Genomic DNA, 17874 nt, shown 5'->3' on the forward strand with positions numbered 1-17874 from the left:
TTTTTGTTGTATTCTAATTTGATTCAGCGCTATATATCGGTTTCAAAATTGTCGGTCAGCTTGCAATGTAGGGTCGCTCCAGCTTTCATTCCTAAGCTGAAATAGATTTCCTGAATAACAACTATGTAAGCGTTTATATGAGAAATAATTTCGTCTGTCTCATCCTTGCCGTATTTTTCGGTCAGAAGTTCTTCAAGTGTTGAAAACGCACTGGCTTCTCTTTCTTGGAAGCTGTCATTGTCAATAATCGTCTTGTTACTGCCCTCGCGGATATAAGCTCCTATTGTTTGCAGATTAAGCCGTCGCTTTATAGCGGATAAATAGCTTTCTGAGTAACCGCGCTGCCTATTTGCTTCTTCTCGGTGCTTTTCCCATTCGTTCATTGTAATTTCCCTTTCGCTAGATCAATGAGTTAAAAATGAATTGTACGTTTATCCCTAATAATTCATAAAAAATTTACACCTCCTTGAATTTGCTTTAAAACAAATAATATTTGTATTTATACGAATATTATACGGCTTATGACGAATGGTGTCAATGCATTGTTTAGGTATTGCCGAATGATGTTCGTATTTTGTTTGAAATTCTTCGTTAATAAACGTATAATTAAGAAAATGAGGTGATAAATTGTCTGCTGCAAAGAAGATAAAAATACTTTTAATTGAACGTGAAATGACACTTACGGATTTGTCTAGGCTGCTAAATAAAAGTCTTTCAACAATGAGTGGGAAAATGGCCCGTGATAATTTTTCCGAAAAAGACTTAAAGCAAATCGCTGATATACTGAATTATAACTATGAGGCGGTATTCACGGATAGGGAAACCGGAAAACAGATATAAACAGTTTGGATTTTAAAAGGACAAGACAGGCGGTATTGTGCCTGTCTTGTCCTTTTTTGTTATATCTGATTTCTCTTTGCGCTGGGAGAAAATGCGGCATGCTTTTTGTTTTAATTCGCGGCGGGGGATAGCGTGCCGACCGATTCGCCTTCGGCGAGCGTGGTCTCCACCAGAATGCGGTCGGGCTGCGGCTCGGAGCCTTGGATGAAGCTGACCAGCAGCCGGACGCAGACCTCGGCCTGCGCTTCACAGCGTACGTCGACCGAGGTGATCGAGGGCATGGCCATTTTGCCGATCATGCTGTTGTCGAAACCGACGAGGGCGACGTCGCCGGGCACGGATAGTCCCTGCTCGTGCAGCGCCTTGGCGGCTACCATGGCAAGATTGTCGTTGGCGCAGATAAAAGCTTCGGGCAAGCGCTTTTTGGAAAGCAGCGCGCGCTGTAAATTGTCGAAGCTGTATACGTTCTCCAGATCCAGATCGAGGATGAGGCTTTCGGGATCGCTATCCAGTCCAAACGCCTGTATGGCGCCCGTGTAGCCCTGATAGCGTTCCATGTAGCCGGTGGAATACTGCGGCGGGCCGATAAAGCCGATCCGGCGGTAGCCGCGCTCGAACAGATAACGGACCGCTTGGTGTGCGCCTTCCAGATTGTCCTCGATCACCGTACACACGGACAGGTCGTGGTAGCGCGTGCCGGTGGCCACCACGGGGATGCCGCAGGCCGCCACGTTGGCGACGATGCGTTCCTCCATATCGCCCAGAATGATAACGCCGGCAATAGAATTGGATTCAAATTTACGGCGCAGCTCATCGGGATCGACGTCGCAGTTAGCGCCCTTGAAAACCATCATATTATAATTGTAATCATGGGCAATGTTGAGGATATACTGGTGAAAGCTCATGTAAAAGTAAGAGTCACGCAGCCGTTCCCCGGTCGAGATCAGGCCGATATTATGAAGCTCCGTCCTGCTCTTCTGGTCGTAGTAGCCGAGTTCCTCCGCGATGCGCAAAATGGTTTCGCGCGTTTCCTGCTTAACGCTGGGCATATCGCGCAGGGCGAGGGACACGGTGTTTACCGACACACCGGCTCGCTGGGCGATATCCTTTAACGTGACTTTCATCTGTTTTCCTCCAAACCGCATAAGGGGGCGGCGGGTGCGGCTAAAACCGGTTCGCGCCTTCATATGCCGGATACAGCATGGCTATATCCTATCCTAATATTATTAGTGTATGTTATTTCTTGCGCGTATGCAATGATAAAATTCAAAAATCAGCATATTCACATGAAACTCCCGCCCTATTTTCGCGATTCTCGTGTAAAATCATAAGAACGCCGCCCGGAAATGATTTTTCCGGGCGGCGCAGCGTGTCAAAGAACTCCCTCGCGCCGCAGCGCGCATAAAATAGAATTTTGCCGTTTGCGGCAAAATTCATAAAAACCGGGAGCATGTATCTCGGTTTTTATACAAACCGGCTTCAAGTGTGCCTGTAAGGCGCGCGCAGAAGCCGGAATTTTCGATCGAAATGGGGCTTTGTTTCGATCGACAGACTGTCAAAACTTGTTTTTTGACAGTCTGTGCGCCGCCCGGAAATGATTTTTCCGGGCGGCGCTTTGTTTGATAAAACAGCTTTGCGTAAAAAGGATCAGGATTCGCGCTTGACGCCGGACTGGGCCATCTTATCGTTGACATCCGCGTAGAACGAGTCCACGTTCGAGGAATCGACGACCAGCACGTCTACCGCTTGATTTTTTTCCACGCTCTTGCCTTCTAGGATTTCTACGGCGTTCTTGACGCCCTGATAGCCCTCTTCGATCGGCTGCTGGGCCAGAGAAGCGGTCAGCTCGCCCGCCTGAATAGAGTCGAGCGCGCCGAAGGAACCGTCAAAGCCCATGACGATGGTCTGGCTTTCCAGCCGCGCGCCCTTGACCGCTTCGGTCGCGCCGAGCGCCATCTCGTCGTTCGTGCAGTAGAAGGCCTTGATATCAGGGGTGGACTGAATGATATTTTCCGCAACGTTCATGCCCTTGCCGCGGTCGGAATCGGCGGGCTGCACGGATACGACCTCCAGCCCGGCGGCCTCCATGGCCTCCTGCGCGCCGCTGACGCGGTCGTCATGCACGGTTTGGCCGACCGTGCCGCGGATGATGGCGACCTTGTCGCCCTTTTGCAGTTTGGATGCGATGTACTCGCCCGCGGTCTTGCCCGCGGCCACGTTGCCCGTGCCGACAAAGCATTCGTACAGGGAATCGTCCTCCGTATTCAGCTTGGTATCGATCAGAACGAGCGGGATCCCCTTGCTCTTGACGGTCTCCGCGGCGGATACCAGCGCGGTCGGCTCGTTCGCCGCCAGCACGATCGCGGCGGCCTTGTTATTGCACGCGTCCTCCACCATGTTGATCTGGGCGGCGGAATCGGTCTCCGCGTTCGGCCCCACCACGTTGATGTTGTAGCCCAATTCTTTGCCCGCGATCTTCGCGCCCGCTTCGACCATGTGCCAGTAATCGCTATTGAGCGCCATGACGATCACGCTGATGTCCTTGCCGCCGCCGGAAGCTTCAGGGGCGGCGGGGTCCGCCGTGTCGGTCGGCGCGGGGGTGTCGCTGCCGCCGCCGCAGCCCGCGAGAACGCCTGCGAGCAGCACGCCGCTCATTGCCAATGCCAGATGCTTCTTCATGGTTTTCATTTTTCTTTCCTCCTTGATTGGCGGCGCGCCGCTTGCATGTCCGGCGCGCCAATGGTTTATCATGACCCCTAGCGGGGTTATGCGCTTGCCGCTACGGCGTCGTCCTCTTTCTTCATGCGCTTGACGCGGGCAAAGCCGCCCGAGCGGATGACGTCGATAAACACCGCCACGATGATGATTGCGCCGAGGAAGATCGTCTGCATATCCGAGGATACATTGAGCAGGTTCAGGCCGTTGCGAAGGACGGAAATGAGCAGTACGCCGGAAAAGGTGCCCAGCACGTTGCCCTTGCCGCCGAAGAACGAGGTGCCGCCGATGATGACGGCCGCGATCGCGTCGTTTTCCAGCAGCAGGCCGGAAAGGGGATAGGCCGAATTGGTGCGGCCGGTCAGGATGATGCCGCCCAGCGCGGCCATGACGCCCGATATCACATAAACACTGGTGCGCACAAAGTCCACATTGATGCCGGACAGGGCGGCCGTGGTGATATTGCCGCCCACCGCGTAGATATGGCGGCCGAGCGTGGAGTAATTGAGGAAAACGCTGAATAGGATGTATGCGATCAGCATCAGCAGAAAGCTGACCGGCACCTTGCCCAAAAAGGAATCCGGGTCGCTGCTGAGGAAGGAAGCGCCCGCCCATTTGATGGCGGCGGGCATGCCCGCGATCGGGGTGGCGCCCGTGATGACCAGCGCCACGCCCTTATAAATGTTCTGCGTGCCGAGCGTGGAGATGAAGGGGTGGGGCAGCTTGCACTTGGTGAGCAGCAAACCGTTGACCAGACCGAGCAATCCGCCGGACAGGATGCCGATCAGCAGGCAAAGGATCGGGTTCCAGCCCATCCCCACCGCGCATTTGGCCATGATGATGGTCGAAAGCGTCATGGTGAAGCCGATCGACAGGTCGATGCCCGCCGTCAGGATACAAACCATCATGCCGAGGGCCAAAAAGCCGTTCATGGCGGTTTGCCGGGCCACGTTCATCAGGTTGCCCACGGTCAAAAAGTTTTCGTTTTGAATGGTCAGAAAAATGCCAAGCAGGATCAGCGCGATGATGGGGCCTGCCTTGCCGAGCAGCTCCTTTGCCCCCGCGGCCGCCTTGTTGTCCTTGTTCATCCGATATTACCTCCCGTTGCCAGCGTCAATATTTCCTCTTGTCCCACGGCGCCGTCGTTTGCGACGACGCCCGTCTGTTTGCCTTCGTACATGACCATGACCCGGTCGCTCATGCCCAAGATCTCCTCCATTTCAGAGGAGACCATGATGATCGACGCGCCCTGCTCGAGCAGCCGGTTCATGATCGTATAGATCTCCACCTTGGCGCCCACGTCCACGCCCTTGGTCGGTTCGTCGAAGATGAATACCTTGGCGCCGGAAAGCAGCCATTTCATAATGACAATCTTTTGCTGGTTGCCGCCGGAAAAATTCACCGAAGCCTTGTCGGGCTGCATGGGCCGCAGGTTCAGTTCGTTGCCGTATTGGGTGACCATCTCGCGGCGCTTTTTGTTGCTGACCAGCCCGAATTGATTGCGAAATTGCTTCATTGTGACCAGCGTGCCGTTTTCGATCACATTATGAATGAGGACAAGCCCTTCCTCCTTGCGGTTTTCCGTGATCAGTACAATGCCCTTTTTGATGGAATCGCGCGGATTTTTCACGGTGATCTGTTGACCGTTCAAATACAGACGTCCGTCCGCCAACGGGTCCGCGCCGAAGATGGCGCGCATGGTTTCGGTGCGTCCCGCGCCGACCAAGCCGAATACGCCGAGTAATTCGCCTTTTTTAACGTTAAACGAAATATTATCAAATTTTTCGGCGCACAGATTCTCGCAACGGAAGACCTCTTCGCCGATGGGTACGCTGCGCTTTGGAAATTTTTCCTCAAGCGACCGGCCGACCATCAGTTTGATGATCTGATCCTCGGTCACGTCCGCGACCGGGATGGATGTTCCGGAGTTCTGGCCGTTTTTCAGCACCGTCACCATGTGGCCGACTTTTTTAGCTTCGTCCAGCTTGTGAGTGATGAAGAGGATGGCCACGCCCTGCCGGTTCAAATCGAGCATTAGGTCGAGCAGAAAATCGATCTCCTTGCGGCTGAGCGAGGAGGTCGGCTCATCCATGATGAGCAGCTTGGCGTTGCGGTCGACCGCGCGGGCGATCTCGACGAGCTGCCGCTGCCCCATGCCCAGCTTCTCCATGGGCATATCCACGTCGATATCGGTCAGGCCGACGCGGGCGAGCGCTTTCTTGGCGGATCGGCGCTGTTCCTTCCAGTTGATCAGTCCGGCCTTTTGCTTTTCGCAGCCTAAGTACATGTTTTCCACAACGCTCAGGCAGGGGATGTTGCTCAGTTCTTGATAAATGACCGCAATGCCCAGATTGTAAGCGTCCTCCAAGGAACGCAGCTTGACGGGCTGGCCCATCCAGCGCATTTCGCCGCCTTCCGGCTTATTGATGCCGATGATCGTTTTGATCATGGTGGACTTGCCGGCGCCGTTTTCGCCCAGCAGCAGGTGAATCTCCCCTTGGCGGATGGTCAGGTTTACGTGGCTCAGTGCGACGACGCCGGGAAACATCTTTGTGATATCGCGCATTTCGAGCAGCGGAACGGAAGGGACGGCTGCCGCGGCAGCGCCGGTATGCTGTTTGGTCTCTGTCATCTTCACTCCTCCTTTTGAGCGGTCGGGGAACGTTGTTTGGGGAAATCGTGAAATTAATATTCGTTGGTAATAGTATATTTCATATCAAACTGGCTGTCAATAATATAAATAATAATATGATAAACAAGAAAACAACCAACAAAATATGCAATTTGACGGAAGGAGGAAAAGAAATACATTTATAAAGTCAAATAAAAACTGTGGATAAATGTCGATATACGTCGAAATACATGAAATAAAATGCTATATATAATAAGAATGTCGAAAACGCGGTTGAAGTGATGTGATGTTTGACATAAGCGTGACGAGGGGTATCGAAACCGCCTTATCAGTTTTGCACAAAAATAATAATCTGTATTTGTTATATGAAAAATATGAAATTATATTGACAAATTAATATTATGTGATAGGATGGACTCAAGAAAAGAATCGTAACTGAAAACCAAACCGAAGCAATTTGAACGTTATCATGTATATTATCGGAGGTGCGTAAAATGAAAAAAACACTGAAAATCGGCGTGATCGGTCTGGGGCGGCTGGGCTACCACCATACCATGAACGTGACCCGCACGATGGGCGCCCGGTTGGTCGCAGTGTCCGATCCGGTGCAGGCCGCGCTGGACCGCGCGGCAAATGATTTCGATGTAAAGGGGTATCTGGATTATCGCGAAATGATCAGCGATCCCGAGGTGGAGGCGGTTGTCGTCGCCACGCCCACGCAGACCCACTACGAGGTGCTGATGGATATCATCGCAACCGGCAAGCCGATCTTTGTGGAAAAGCCCATCACCTTTACGGTGGAAGAGGCGGAAAAGATCATGCAGGCCGTCAAGGAGGCGGGCGTGTACTTACAGGTCGGCTTCATGCGCCGGTTTGATCCCGGCCATGTGGCGGCGAAGAAGATGATCGAATCCGGCGCGTGCGGCAAGCCGATCTACATCCACGATTGTCAGCGCGATCCCAACGGTCCCCCTCCGGCCTATGTGCCGCAGTCGGGCGGCCTGTTCGTCGATATGGGCATCCATGATCTGGACGTGGCGCGCTGGCTGATGGGCTGCGAGATCACGGAAATCTACGCGCAGGGCGCGGTGCTCAAGCACGAGTTCCTGAAAGAGCTGAACGACGTGGACGACGGCCAGATGCTGCTGAAGTTTGAAAACGGCGGCCTCGGCATGATCGAGATCAGCCGCAACGCCAACGATGTTTACGATACCCGCACCGAAGTGATCGGTCTGGACAAGAGCGTCTTTGTCGGGCAGGATCAGCTTACCCCGTACACCGTTGTGGGCGGGCAGCAGGTCACGGTCGATATGGCAAACTGGTGTCTGGGCCGCTTCAAGGATGCGTATGAGCTGGAAATGCAGGCCTTCGTCGACCATGTGCGCGCGAACGAGCCTTCGCCGGTCACCGCGTACGACGGCATGATGGGCATCAAGCTGGCGCTGACCGCCACGGCGTCCTACCGCGCGGGCACGGCGATGCAGCTTAGCTGATAAAATTTGCTTGTATCATTTCTTCTTCATCCTTATAACGCCGAAGGGCGCTGACGGAAACCCGTCAGCGCCCTTCGGTCAGCGTGTCAAAGAACCTCTCGCGCCGCAGCACGTTTAAAATAGGTTTCGGACAGTCTAAACAGCAAGAGCGGGCCGATTGGCCCGCTCCGCTGTGCTAGAGGGATTAAGGAAAAAAGAAAAAAGAAAATGAAAAGAGGGTGTCAGCAGTATTTCGCAACGTGTGCGCGGGTGACCTCGGCCGCCTTCTTGACGTTCTCTTCCTGAGAGAGCTCGTAGTAGGCGGGGCGGAACACTTCCATGGTGCATACGTCGCCGGTGAAGCCGATCTTCTTGAGCGTATCGGCGTAGCGCTTGTGATCCAAGCAATCGCCCGGCTCGCCCGGCCACAGACGCTTCTCGTCGTTGTTGTAGGCCGCGCCGCAGGGCATATCCTCCATGCCGTTCAGATGCCAAACGAAGATGTACTTGCCGTCGGCCTGCTCGAGGGACTCCCACTGGGAAGCCATCGCATGGAAGTGGTACTGGTCGAGCGTGATGCCGACGAACGGGGAATCGACAGCCTTCACGATATCGTAAGCGTATTCAAAGCGGTTGATGGACATGGTGGGCGCGCCGCAGAATTCGAGCGACAGGCGTATGCCGTGCGGCTCCACCTTTTTGACCATTTCTTTCAGAACGGCCACGGCGTCGTCCTTGATCTCGCCCACGGTCGCGTGGACCGGCAAGTCCATGGAGGGCACGACGACGATCATTTTGCAGCCGAGGATGTTGCAGCGGCGGATAATCTCGTCCAGCTCCGCCATGACGGCGTCCTTCTCGGCCTGCGTCTGTTTCATGTTGAAGAAAATAAGCGCGTTGTAGGAAAGCATTTTCAGCTTGTGGGTCTTGAACCACTCGCCCAGCTCTTCGATGGTGTACTTGCCGGCCTCGAGGTCGCGGTTGAGGCATTCGGACTGTACGTCGATATAATCAAAGCCATACTTTTCGCACAGATCGAGGTCCTTTAGTACCGAGTGATCCTTGCAAAAACGGTTGCAGCCTTCGTTAAATCCGATTTTCATATGTATGTTCCTCCCTTACTTCTGATAGAAAGCGGGCGTGCCGCCGGTAACGACCTTTTCGATCTGGCCTGAAGTCTGCGCCTTGACCAGCGCGTCCGCGGTGATGGAAGCCACGTAGCCGTCCCAAGCGGAGGAGCCGCCGGTCTCGCCCTTCAAAGCGTGGTCGACCCAGTCCTGAATCTCCACATCGTAGGAATCGATGAAGCGCAGGATCCAGTTGTCCTCGATCTTGGTGGAAACGTTGTGATCGTAACGGACGGTCGGGAAGGACGGGCAGGGCAGGTTCATTACGCCGTTTTCGCAAACGACTTCGCAGTTGATGTCGTAGCCGAAGCCGCAGTTGACGTTCACTTCGAGAACGGTGACAACGCCGCCCTTGGTCTTGAGGATCATGACCTGCGGGTCCTTGAGGCCTTCGTGCGCCTTGCTCGTGACCTTGGGCATGATGCACTGTACTTCGTCCCACTCGTCGTTAACGAGCCACGGCAGTACGTCGATCTCGTGGATCGCGGTGTCGGTCACGGCCATGGCGGTGGTGTAATCCTCCGCAACGCCGTCCGCGCGGTGGGTGCACTTGATGACCAGCGGCGCGCCGAACTTGCCTTCCTCGATCAGTGCCTTGAGCTGGTTATAGCCGCGGTCGTAGCGGCGCATGAAGCCGACCTGTACCAGATGCTTGCCGGAGGCGACCTCCGCGTCGACGATCTCCTTGCAGTCCGCGGCGGTGTTGGCCAGCGGCTTCTCGCTGAATACCGGCTTGCCGGCCTTGACGGCGGCGACGACCGGATCCTTGTGGAACGCGCCCGGGGTGGTGACGACAACGGCGTTTACGTCGGGATCGTTAATGGCTGCGTTGAAATCCGTGTAGACCTTGACGCCGGCGCCCGCGATCTCGGCGCCCTTCTGCGCGCCTGCCTCAAAAACGTCGCAGACCGCAACGACCTCCGCTCCCTTGATACGGTTCTGGATGCGCTCGATGTGTTCGCGGCCGATCATGCCGCAGCCGATAACAGCGATTTTCAGATTGTTCATAGTATTTTCTCCTTTTCCAAAATAATAAGTAAGCGAATGTGTACGGAGCGTCCTGCTTGGGGCCGGGGCGCTTTTCTTAAAGCCGTGCCCTCGGTGAGGCGCGCGGTTTTAGACGAATCAGGCCGCAATACCGAGCGGAGAGAACAGGATGTAAATGCCGATCGCGATGATAACGCCGACAATGGAGACCACGTGGCGGTATTTCCACGGCGTCAGGTCTACCGCGCCCACGTCGTGTATCTCGTAGGCTTCACCCGGGCGGAACTTGTTCAGCGCCCACATGATGATCAGCTCGACCGGGAACAGCACCGCCATGGCGTATAGGTAGTGGATGGGGTTCTCGGAACCGGGGTAGCAGGGCTTCACCAGCAGGAACAGGCCGTAAAGAACCACGTGGAACACGGTGATGACCTTGGGCGTGTACTTGGGCAGCCGCTTGAACAGGAATACGCCGAGAATGGTGCAGAGCACCGGCAGCGAAACAAATTGGCTCATGGAGTTCAGGAAGGTGGTGATGCCGCCTGCGTACATAACGAACGGTGCGATGATGATCGAAATGCAGCCCGCGATGGTGCCGTAAATCTTGCCGACCTTGACGCACTTGATATCCGAAGCCGCCGGATTGATCGAGGAACGGTACAGATCGAGCGTGAACATGGTCGAAGCTGAGTTAAGCACCGAGTTAAAGGAGGACAGGATCGCGCCAAACATAACGGCGGCGAAAAAGCCCATGACCGGCTTGGGGACGATCGCGGAAATCAGCGCCGGGTAGGCGAAGTCGATCGCCTGCGAACCGGCGGCGGCCAGTTTGTCCTGAATGGTGGGCAGATAGAAAGCGATAATGCCGGGGATGACCAGATAAAGCGGGCCGAGGCACTTGAGGAAGCCGCAGAAGATCGCGCCCTTTTGGCCTTCCTTCAGGCTTTTCGCGGCGAGCGAACGCTGTACAAAGGACTGGTTGGTGCACCACCAGTAAAGGTTGTTGAAAAACATACCGGTGATCAGCAGCGGCCAAGGAACCTCGGGTTCGGGCGCGTTCCATGCGTTGATGGCGTTGAGCTTGGCCGGATCGGCTTCGACAATGTAGCGGATGCCGTCCATGATGCCGTGGCCGCCGGTCGCCGCAGCGAGCGCCGCGAAGCCGAGGAACGGGATCATCAGGCCGCCAATGATCAGGCCGACGCCGTTGATCGTATCGGATACCGCCACCGCCTTCAAGCCGCCGAAGATCGCGTAGCAGCCGCCGACGATACCGACGATCACGCACAGCACCGCGACTGCCTGAAACTTGGTGACGCCGAACATGCCGGAGATGTCGAAGATCTGCTCAAATACGACCGCGCCGGAATAAAGAATGACCGGCAGGTTGAGGATCGAATACATGATGACGATGACGAGCGAGAACATCGTCTTGGTTCCCTTGCCGTACCGTTCCTCCATCAGGGAGGGGATGGTCATGGCGCCCATTTTTAAGAAGCGCGGCAGGAAGAAGTAAGCCAGAACGAGCAGCGTGAAGAGCGAACCGACTTCCCATGCAATGGGGCCCATGTTGGTTTTCCAGCTTTGGCCGTTCAGGCCGACGAGCTGTTCGGCGGATAGGTTGGTCAGTAACAGCGACCCGGCAATCACGATGCCGGGCAGGCCGCGGCCTGCTAAGAAGTAACCTTCGGTTGTTTCCAGATTGTCGCCCCGCGTTTTAAGGCTGGAGACGATGGCGACCATTGCGGTAAACAACACAAAGGAGATGCCGGTCCATGCCAGCGTATGAAAAAAGTTCATTTGTTTCCCCCATATAAAGCTGTAGAGCGTGTTTTCTGTTTTGCGATTATCCAAAATGTGTTGCGTGCACGTGAACATATCTTGTTGTACTAACAATATCACGATAAAACAGTGGATGCAAGACGGGAAAATCACCAAAAAACACAGGCTGTTTTTGGCGAAAACGCAAAGAAAACGATTTTATGTACAAAAAGACGTGCATTTGTACTTGCGTTTTCGTGTTTTGCGTCCTATACTGGTAGGGAAATGAACGCGATTGCACGCAAAAAACAAGTAAGGGGGCAACCACAATGGCGGTAACACAGGCGCAGATCGCCCAAATGGCCGGCGTATCTCGCGGCACGGTCGATCGCACGCTCAATAACCGCGGCAGAGTCGATCCGGAGGTAGCGGAGCGCATCCGCAGGATCGCGAATGAACTGGGCTACCGCCCGAACCGGGCGGGCAGCCTGTTGCAGCGGGCCAACCGGCCGGTTCGCCTCGGCGTAGTGATACAATCGGTCGAAACGCCGTTTATGGCGCTTATGCTGGAGGAAATAAACAAGGCGCTGCCGCACATGCGGGAGCTGGGAGCCGAGGTGATCGTCCGCGCAAATGAATTCGTGGATATCGACCGGCAGCTGATATCGCTCGACGAGTTGGAAAAGGAAGGCGTGGACGGCATCGCGCTGACCCCGGTGGAGGATATGCGCATTTGCGACCGGATCGACGAGCTGGCAAAAAAAATGCCCGTCGTGACGTTCAATACCGATTTGCCCGATTCCCGCCGCCTATGCTATGTCGGACAAGAGAACTATTTAAGTGGGCGCGCGTGCGCGGGACTGATGAATATGTTGCTGGGCGGCAAGGGAAAAGTGCTCATGATCGCCGGACATCCCGCCAGCCAATCGCACCGCCGCCGTATCGACGGCTTTCGGTCCGAAGCGATATCGACGTACCCGGGGCTGTCGCTGCTTCCGCTGGAGCGCAGCAACGACAGCAGGCAAAAAGCTTATGAGATCGTCAAAGAAGTATGGGCGCGCCACCCCGATCTGCGCGGCATTTTCATCGCGGCGAACGGTCAGGTCGGCGTGTGCGACGCGATGCGCGAGCTGGGGCTAAAGGGAAAAGTCCATATGATCTGCTATGACCTGCTGCCGGATACGGCGGAAGGCTTGCGCGAGGGACTGATTGATTTGCTGATCGATCAGGACGCGCACGCGCAGGGCGTTCGCCCGTTGGAAATTCTGTTGGAGAACATTTTGACCGGCGCCCGTCCGCCGGAAGAGTATATGCTCACGCGGATCGATATCCGGAATCAATATAATATATAATCATCGGGCGCGTTGTCGCGAAAGCGGCGGCGCGCCTGTTGCGTGCTTTGCCGTGAATATGAACACGTGCTGCTTTTCAATATTGAAATAGCCTGAATGCTTTTTGCACGGCGTATTTCATCCATTTTCCGTCCTGTTTTTGACGCGTGTCAAAAAATGGGGCGGTTTTTTGGTGAAATTGCGTGCACGAGAACACAGGGTGCAGGTAATTTCGTACAATCAAGCGGGTCGAAAATCGGTAAAAACCATGAAAAAGGGTCGGAGGCACAAATAGTTCTTGCCTTTTCGAGGCGGGGGAGCTATAATTTGACCATCGAAAGCGTTCACGTGAACGCGGATAAAAGAACACATATATTTGTCAAATCAAGGCTAATTATGCGTCTTTTTGAGCGTTTTACTGGACGACGCCGGAACGGAGAAGCAAAAAGCACGCTCCGCTGGTGCAAACCGATGACAATAGAAGAAGAGGAGAGAAAAACATGAAGAAATTACTGGCATCTGTACTAACGGGAACCATGGCGCTCAGCCTGCTGGCGGGCTGCGGCGGCGGTGGCGGCGGCTCGACCGAGGGCGGCGCAAGCACCGAGGGCGGTTCGAGCGACGGCTCCAAGAACATCACCATGGTACTTTCCCAGCGCGACGAGTGGCTGTCCACGCTGGACACCGCCGCAAAGGATTCGGCTTCTGCGGCCGGTTACAAGATGACCTCGCAGGATTCCCTGAGCGATACCAACAAGCAGATTCAGTTTGTTACCTCGGCTGCAGCCGCTGGTGAAAAGGCGATCATCGTAAACCTTGTGGACCCCAACATCGCGGGCGACATCATTGAAGCCGCGGGCGATATGAAGGTTGTATTTGTGAACCGTCCGCCGCAGGATATGAGCCTGCTGAACGAAAACGCCGTTTACGTCGGTTCGGACGAGCTGACTTCCGGTAAATTCCAAGGCGAATGGCTGGTCGAGCACTTTAAGGCGGAAGGCAAGACCGATATCAAGTACATTCTGCTCAACGGTATCATGGGTCAGGTTTCGACCACCAACCGCACCGCTTCCGTGCTGCAGGCCCTGAAGGACGGCGGCATCAACGCCACCGAAGCTTCCGCGCCGCTTGCCTGCGACTTTGACCGCGCCGAGGCGATGACGCAGATCACCCCCCTGCTGACCGGCGGCAAGCAGTTCGACTGCATCATCTCCAACAACGACGCGATGGCGCTCGGCGCGATCGAGGCGCTGGAAAACGCTGATATCGACCCCGCTTCCATCCCGATCGTCGGCATCGACGCTACGGCTGACGGCCGTCAGGCAGTCAAGGACGGCAAAATGTCCATGACCGTGTTCCAGAACGCCAAGGGTCAGGGCGAAGGCGCGATGAAGGCCGCGCTGAACATGCTGGAAGGCAAGCCGATCAACGACGGCACCGAGTATGAAGTTGCTTCCGACAACCCGTACGTTATCTGGGTTCCGTTCGAGCCTGTTACCTCGGACAACGTTGCAGAATACGACAACCGCTGATTTGTAATTAAAGTGAGACATGGCGGCGGCACGGCCGGAAAACGCGCCGCGCCGCCGCTTCTTACTTACTAAAAAAGCGCTGCTTACGATAAAAAGGGGTGAACTACGTGAGCGAAGAATACATTCTGGAAATGCAGGATATTGTTAAGGATTTTCCCGGTGTGCGCGCGCTGAAGGGCGTTCAGCTCAAGGTGCGGCCGGGCACCGTCCACACGTTGATGGGCGAGAACGGCGCGGGCAAAAGTACGCTGATGAAGTGTCTGATCGGTATCCATAAGCCCACCTCGGGCAAGATCATCTATCAGGGCAAGGAGATCACGTTCCCCAATACGCTGACCGCCATGAACGCCGGTATCTCGATGATCCACCAAGAGCTCTCGCCCGTGCCCGAGCGCACCGTGTGCGACAACGTGTGGCTGGGCCGCTACCCGCGCAAGGGCCTGATCGTCGACCGCCGCAAAATGCGCAAGGATTGTTTGGCGCTGTTCGCGAAGCTGGGGCTCGATCTGGACCCGGATGAAAAAATGGGCAACCTGACCGTCGCCAAGATGCAGATGGTTGAGATCGCCAAGGCGGTCTCCTATGATTCCAAGATCGTAATTATGGACGAACCGACCTCCGCGCTGACCGAGACCGAAGTGGAGCATCTGTTCCGCATCATCGACGATCTGAAGTCGAAAAACGTCGCGATCATTTATATCTCGCATAAGATGGACGAAATTTTCCGTATTTCGGACGATATTACCATTTATCGCGACGGCGAGTACATTGCGACCGACCGCGCCGCGAATCTGGATATCGACAAGCTGATCACGCTGATGGTGGGCCGCGAGATGGATTCGATGTTCCCGAAGGTCGATTGCCCGATCGGCGAGACCATCCTCAAGGTCGAAAACCTGTCCTCGGGTCGCGCGGTCAAGAACGTTTCGTTCGAGCTGCACCGGGGCGAGATTTTGGGCTTTGCCGGTCTGGTCGGCGCGGGCCGTACCGAAACGGTGGAAACCATTTTCGGCATGCGGCATAAAACCGGCGGCAAGGTGTATAAGGATGGACAGGAGCTGCACATCAAATCCCCGGAGCAGGCGATCAAAAGCAAGATCGCGCTTCTGACCGAGGACCGGCGCGGCAACGGCATCGTGGGCCTTTTGAGCGTCCGCGAGAACACCGTTCTGGCCAATTTGAAGCATTACGGCCGTCCGCTCAACCACAAGAAGATTTCGGCGGACGCGGAAGAGTACGCAAAGAAGCTGAACGTAAAGACGCCCACGCTGGACACGCCGATCATGAACCTTTCGGGCGGCAACCAGCAGAAGGTGCTTGTCGGCCGCTGGCTGCTGACCGATCCGGATATCCTGATCGTCGACGAGCCGACGCGCGGTATCGACGTTGGCGCGAAGGCTGAGATTCATTCGCTCATCACCAAGCTGGCGGGCGAGGGCAAGGCCATTATTATGATCTCGTCGGAGCTGCCCGAGGTGCTCGGCATGGCCGACCGCGTGCTTGTCATGCACGAGGGCGAGATGACCGGCATTCTCGATCGGAAGGACGCCACGCAGGAACTGATCATGAAATACGCCACCGGCGACGTCAACGACTTCGCCGCGTCCAATTAAGGGGGTACGGAAATGGAGAACACAAAAAAGAGCTTTAACTGGAAGCGATTCCTGTCGCAAAACTCGATCTGGGGCGTACTGATCCTGATGATCATCGCGCTCAGCATCGTTCGCCCGGTATTTTTGTCGCCGGCCAACCTCAAGGGTTTGCTGGAAGGCGAATCGGTCAAGGGCATCATGGCCTTCGGTATCATGTGGGCCATTCTGGCAAAGGGCATCGATCTGGGCCCCGGCTCGGTCGTCGCGCTCGTATCGGTCATCACGGCTTCGCTCGTGCAGCCGTCTGATCTGGCCACCCGTATTCTCGGCGTGGGCGGCATGCATGTGCCCACGTGGGCTGCCGTTATCATCGGTATCGCCATCGGCGCTTTGATCGGCGCGATCGTCGGCGCGGTCATCGCCTTCACGCACATACCGCCTTTTATCGCAACGCTCGGTTCGCAGCTCATATGCCGTGCGCTGAGCAAAATGTATTCCACCTCGCCTGTTTCCAACCTGCCGGATGATTTCCGCTGGCTGGCAAAGGGCAAGCTGTTCGGATTTATCCCGATGATCGTCGTTATCTTTATCGTTATGTTTATTATTTCGGCGTTCCTGCTCACGCAGACCCGCTTCGGCAAGAACATTTACGCCATTGGCGGCAATGATCAGGCGGCGCGCGTGGCCGGTATCAATGTGGAAAAGAACCTGATCCTCGTTTACTTATGGTGCTCGGTCTGCGCGGCTATCGGCGGCATCCTGCTCGCGGCCCGCACCGGCTCGTCCGACCCGTCCACCTCGGGCCTGAACTACGAGCTCGACGCGATCGCGGCGGCCACCGTCGGCGGCACCAGCCATACAGGCGGCGTGTGCCGTGTTACCGGCGTACTTTGCGGCATCCTGATCCTTGGCGTTATCAACAACGGCCTTGTTTTGCTGGGCGTTGACGATAACATGACCAACGTGATCAAGGGCCTGATCATCGTCGGCGCTGTTGCGATCGACATGCGCAAGAACACCCGCAAGGCTTAAAACTTCGGTTAAACCTACTTTCACCCCGGCGTCCGCTGCCCCATGGCGGACGCCGGGGCTTTTTATGGTTTATGGCCCGTGTGGCTCGCGGTGTTGGCCGGGCGGATCACCCGGCCCTACGGCTCGGCGGATTACGACCTGCTTGTGGGCGGCGTGACCTCGCGCCGCCGTCCCGGTGCGCGGGAGACGTTTATTGGGGGTTATCGTCGTGCTCTTGCAGTATTTTACAGAAGCAGAGAAGCGCCAGTAGGAAAAAATCCTTTTTATCCATTGCGTGCTGTATGCTTGCTTCGAGCTCTCCCGGAGCAAATTCGCTATTCCTGCACATTTCTTCCGCAAATGCAAAGTGGTTGATGATCCATGCCATCCCCTGTTGGGCATCTGGCGGTAAGCGTTCTAAGGATTGCAAAATATAGTTGATCTGCGCTTCTCGGTTATCCATGGTTACTACCTCTATCTTGATTGGATTTGTCAAATCAGCCGCAAATGAATTTGCGTTTCCGCTCCTCGCCGCGTGGAGGCTTTGACTTGAAGAGCTTGCATCAGGTGCCAGATGTATAGATTTTAAAGCGAATGAAATTCGCTTTAATCTTGATTGGATAAGTTTAACTGCGTATATTGCTCAAGGCATTTAATAATTAAGGCATTAACGCTTTCGCCTTGATTTTTTGCATATTGCCGTAATTCCTCGCGTTTGCCTTTCGGTACCCTAAATGCAATGCGTTCATAATTCTCACGGTCATAGTTCATTTTATACTCGTTTTCGTCAAAAGCCATGCTACCACCCGCCTTTACGTGATGTATAAATTATACCACGCCTACAACTGGGGTGCAATCAGACTTTTAATAATGT

General features: G+C 55.1%; 16 protein-coding genes. 6 read left to right on the plus strand and 10 right to left on the minus strand.

What is annotated here, in order from left to right; translation table 11 throughout:
* Nucleotides 1–29: 29 nt before the first annotated feature.
* Entirely contained in the window at nucleotides 30–383 is a 354-nt protein-coding gene (locus RWV98_RS01660) for a hypothetical protein (RefSeq protein WP_317863347.1), read from the minus strand.
* Nucleotides 384–627: 244 nt separating this feature from the next.
* Between RWV98_RS01660 and RWV98_RS01665 the strand changes: the two genes are divergently transcribed.
* Nucleotides 628–840, plus strand: a complete 213-nt coding sequence (locus tag RWV98_RS01665) for a helix-turn-helix domain-containing protein (RefSeq protein WP_280961587.1) — start codon at nucleotides 628–630, stop codon at nucleotides 838–840.
* Between the two features lie 110 nt (nucleotides 841–950).
* Here RWV98_RS01665 and RWV98_RS01670 read toward each other — a convergent pair whose 3' ends face one another.
* From RWV98_RS01670 to RWV98_RS01685, 4 genes are all read right to left on the minus strand, one after another.
* Nucleotides 951–1964 carry a LacI family DNA-binding transcriptional regulator gene (locus tag RWV98_RS01670; RefSeq protein WP_280961588.1) on the minus strand — a complete coding sequence of 338 codons (1014 nt, stop codon included), beginning with the start codon at nucleotides 1962–1964 and terminating at the stop codon, nucleotides 951–953.
* 523 nt (nucleotides 1965–2487) lie between these two features.
* Nucleotides 2488–3528 (minus strand): sugar ABC transporter substrate-binding protein, encoded by a 1041-nt coding sequence (locus tag RWV98_RS01675; protein ID WP_280961589.1) that lies wholly within the window; start codon nucleotides 3526–3528, stop codon nucleotides 2488–2490.
* 77 nt (nucleotides 3529–3605) lie between these two features.
* On the minus strand, nucleotides 3606–4643 hold the full coding sequence (locus RWV98_RS01680; protein ID WP_280961590.1) for an ABC transporter permease: 1038 nt from the start codon (nucleotides 4641–4643) through the stop codon (nucleotides 3606–3608).
* Nucleotides 4640–6187, minus strand: coding sequence for a sugar ABC transporter ATP-binding protein (locus tag RWV98_RS01685; protein ID WP_317863350.1), 1548 nt, complete (start codon nucleotides 6185–6187; stop codon nucleotides 4640–4642). Before RWV98_RS01685 ends, RWV98_RS01680 begins: the two co-directional genes overlap by 4 nt.
* Nucleotides 6188–6681: 494 nt before the next feature.
* Here RWV98_RS01685 and RWV98_RS01690 point away from each other — a divergent pair, with 494 nt between their 5' ends.
* Nucleotides 6682–7680 carry a Gfo/Idh/MocA family oxidoreductase gene (locus tag RWV98_RS01690; RefSeq protein ID WP_280961592.1) on the plus strand — a complete coding sequence of 333 codons (999 nt, stop codon included), beginning with the start codon at nucleotides 6682–6684 and terminating at the stop codon, nucleotides 7678–7680.
* Nucleotides 7681–7901: 221 nt separating this feature from the next.
* On the opposite strand, the gene RWV98_RS01695 is transcribed toward RWV98_RS01690, so the two are convergent.
* The 3 genes from RWV98_RS01695 to RWV98_RS01705 form a co-directional block, all read right to left on the minus strand.
* Nucleotides 7902–8762, minus strand: coding sequence for a sugar phosphate isomerase/epimerase family protein (locus RWV98_RS01695; RefSeq protein ID WP_317863351.1), 861 nt, complete (start codon nucleotides 8760–8762; stop codon nucleotides 7902–7904).
* 15 nt (nucleotides 8763–8777) lie between these two features.
* Nucleotides 8778–9794, minus strand: a complete 1017-nt coding sequence (locus RWV98_RS01700) for a Gfo/Idh/MocA family protein (RefSeq protein WP_280961594.1) — start codon at nucleotides 9792–9794, stop codon at nucleotides 8778–8780.
* A 117-nt stretch (nucleotides 9795–9911) separates the two neighbouring features.
* Entirely contained in the window at nucleotides 9912–11573 is a 1662-nt protein-coding gene (locus RWV98_RS01705) for a solute:sodium symporter family transporter (RefSeq protein ID WP_317863353.1), read from the minus strand.
* Between the two features lie 290 nt (nucleotides 11574–11863).
* Here RWV98_RS01705 and RWV98_RS01710 point away from each other — a divergent pair, with 290 nt between their 5' ends.
* The 4 genes from RWV98_RS01710 to RWV98_RS01725 all read left to right on the plus strand — a co-directional run bounded on the left by RWV98_RS01710 (nucleotide 11864) and on the right by RWV98_RS01725 (nucleotide 17021).
* Nucleotides 11864–12886 (plus strand): LacI family DNA-binding transcriptional regulator, encoded by a 1023-nt coding sequence (locus RWV98_RS01710; protein ID WP_280961596.1) that lies wholly within the window; start codon nucleotides 11864–11866, stop codon nucleotides 12884–12886.
* Between the two features lie 479 nt (nucleotides 12887–13365).
* The gene (locus tag RWV98_RS01715) at nucleotides 13366–14397 is read left to right on the plus strand and encodes a sugar ABC transporter substrate-binding protein (RefSeq protein WP_317863355.1); all 1032 of its coding nucleotides are present in this window, start codon (nucleotides 13366–13368) and stop codon (nucleotides 14395–14397) included.
* Nucleotides 14398–14528: 131 nt separating this feature from the next.
* Nucleotides 14529–16010: a sugar ABC transporter ATP-binding protein gene (locus RWV98_RS01720; protein WP_317865669.1), complete on the plus strand. Its 1482-nt coding sequence runs from the start codon at nucleotides 14529–14531 to the stop codon at nucleotides 16008–16010.
* A gap of 12 nt (nucleotides 16011–16022) precedes the next feature.
* Nucleotides 16023–17021, plus strand: coding sequence for an ABC transporter permease (locus RWV98_RS01725; protein ID WP_317863357.1), 999 nt, complete (start codon nucleotides 16023–16025; stop codon nucleotides 17019–17021).
* 190 nt (nucleotides 17022–17211) lie between these two features.
* Here RWV98_RS01725 and RWV98_RS01730 read toward each other — a convergent pair whose 3' ends face one another.
* Together RWV98_RS01730 and RWV98_RS01735 are read right to left on the minus strand one after the other, a co-directional pair.
* Complete coding sequence (locus tag RWV98_RS01730; protein WP_317863359.1) at nucleotides 17212–17463, minus strand: hypothetical protein; 252 nt, start codon at nucleotides 17461–17463, stop codon at nucleotides 17212–17214.
* Between the two features lie 143 nt (nucleotides 17464–17606).
* On the minus strand, nucleotides 17607–17798 hold the full coding sequence (locus tag RWV98_RS01735; protein ID WP_317863361.1) for an Arc family DNA-binding protein: 192 nt from the start codon (nucleotides 17796–17798) through the stop codon (nucleotides 17607–17609).
* Nucleotides 17799–17874 lie beyond the last annotated feature (76 nt).

It is taken from the genome of Agathobaculum sp. NTUH-O15-33 (assembly GCF_033193315.1).
Classification (GTDB): Bacteria; Bacillota; Clostridia; order Oscillospirales; family Butyricicoccaceae; genus Agathobaculum; species Agathobaculum faecihominis_A.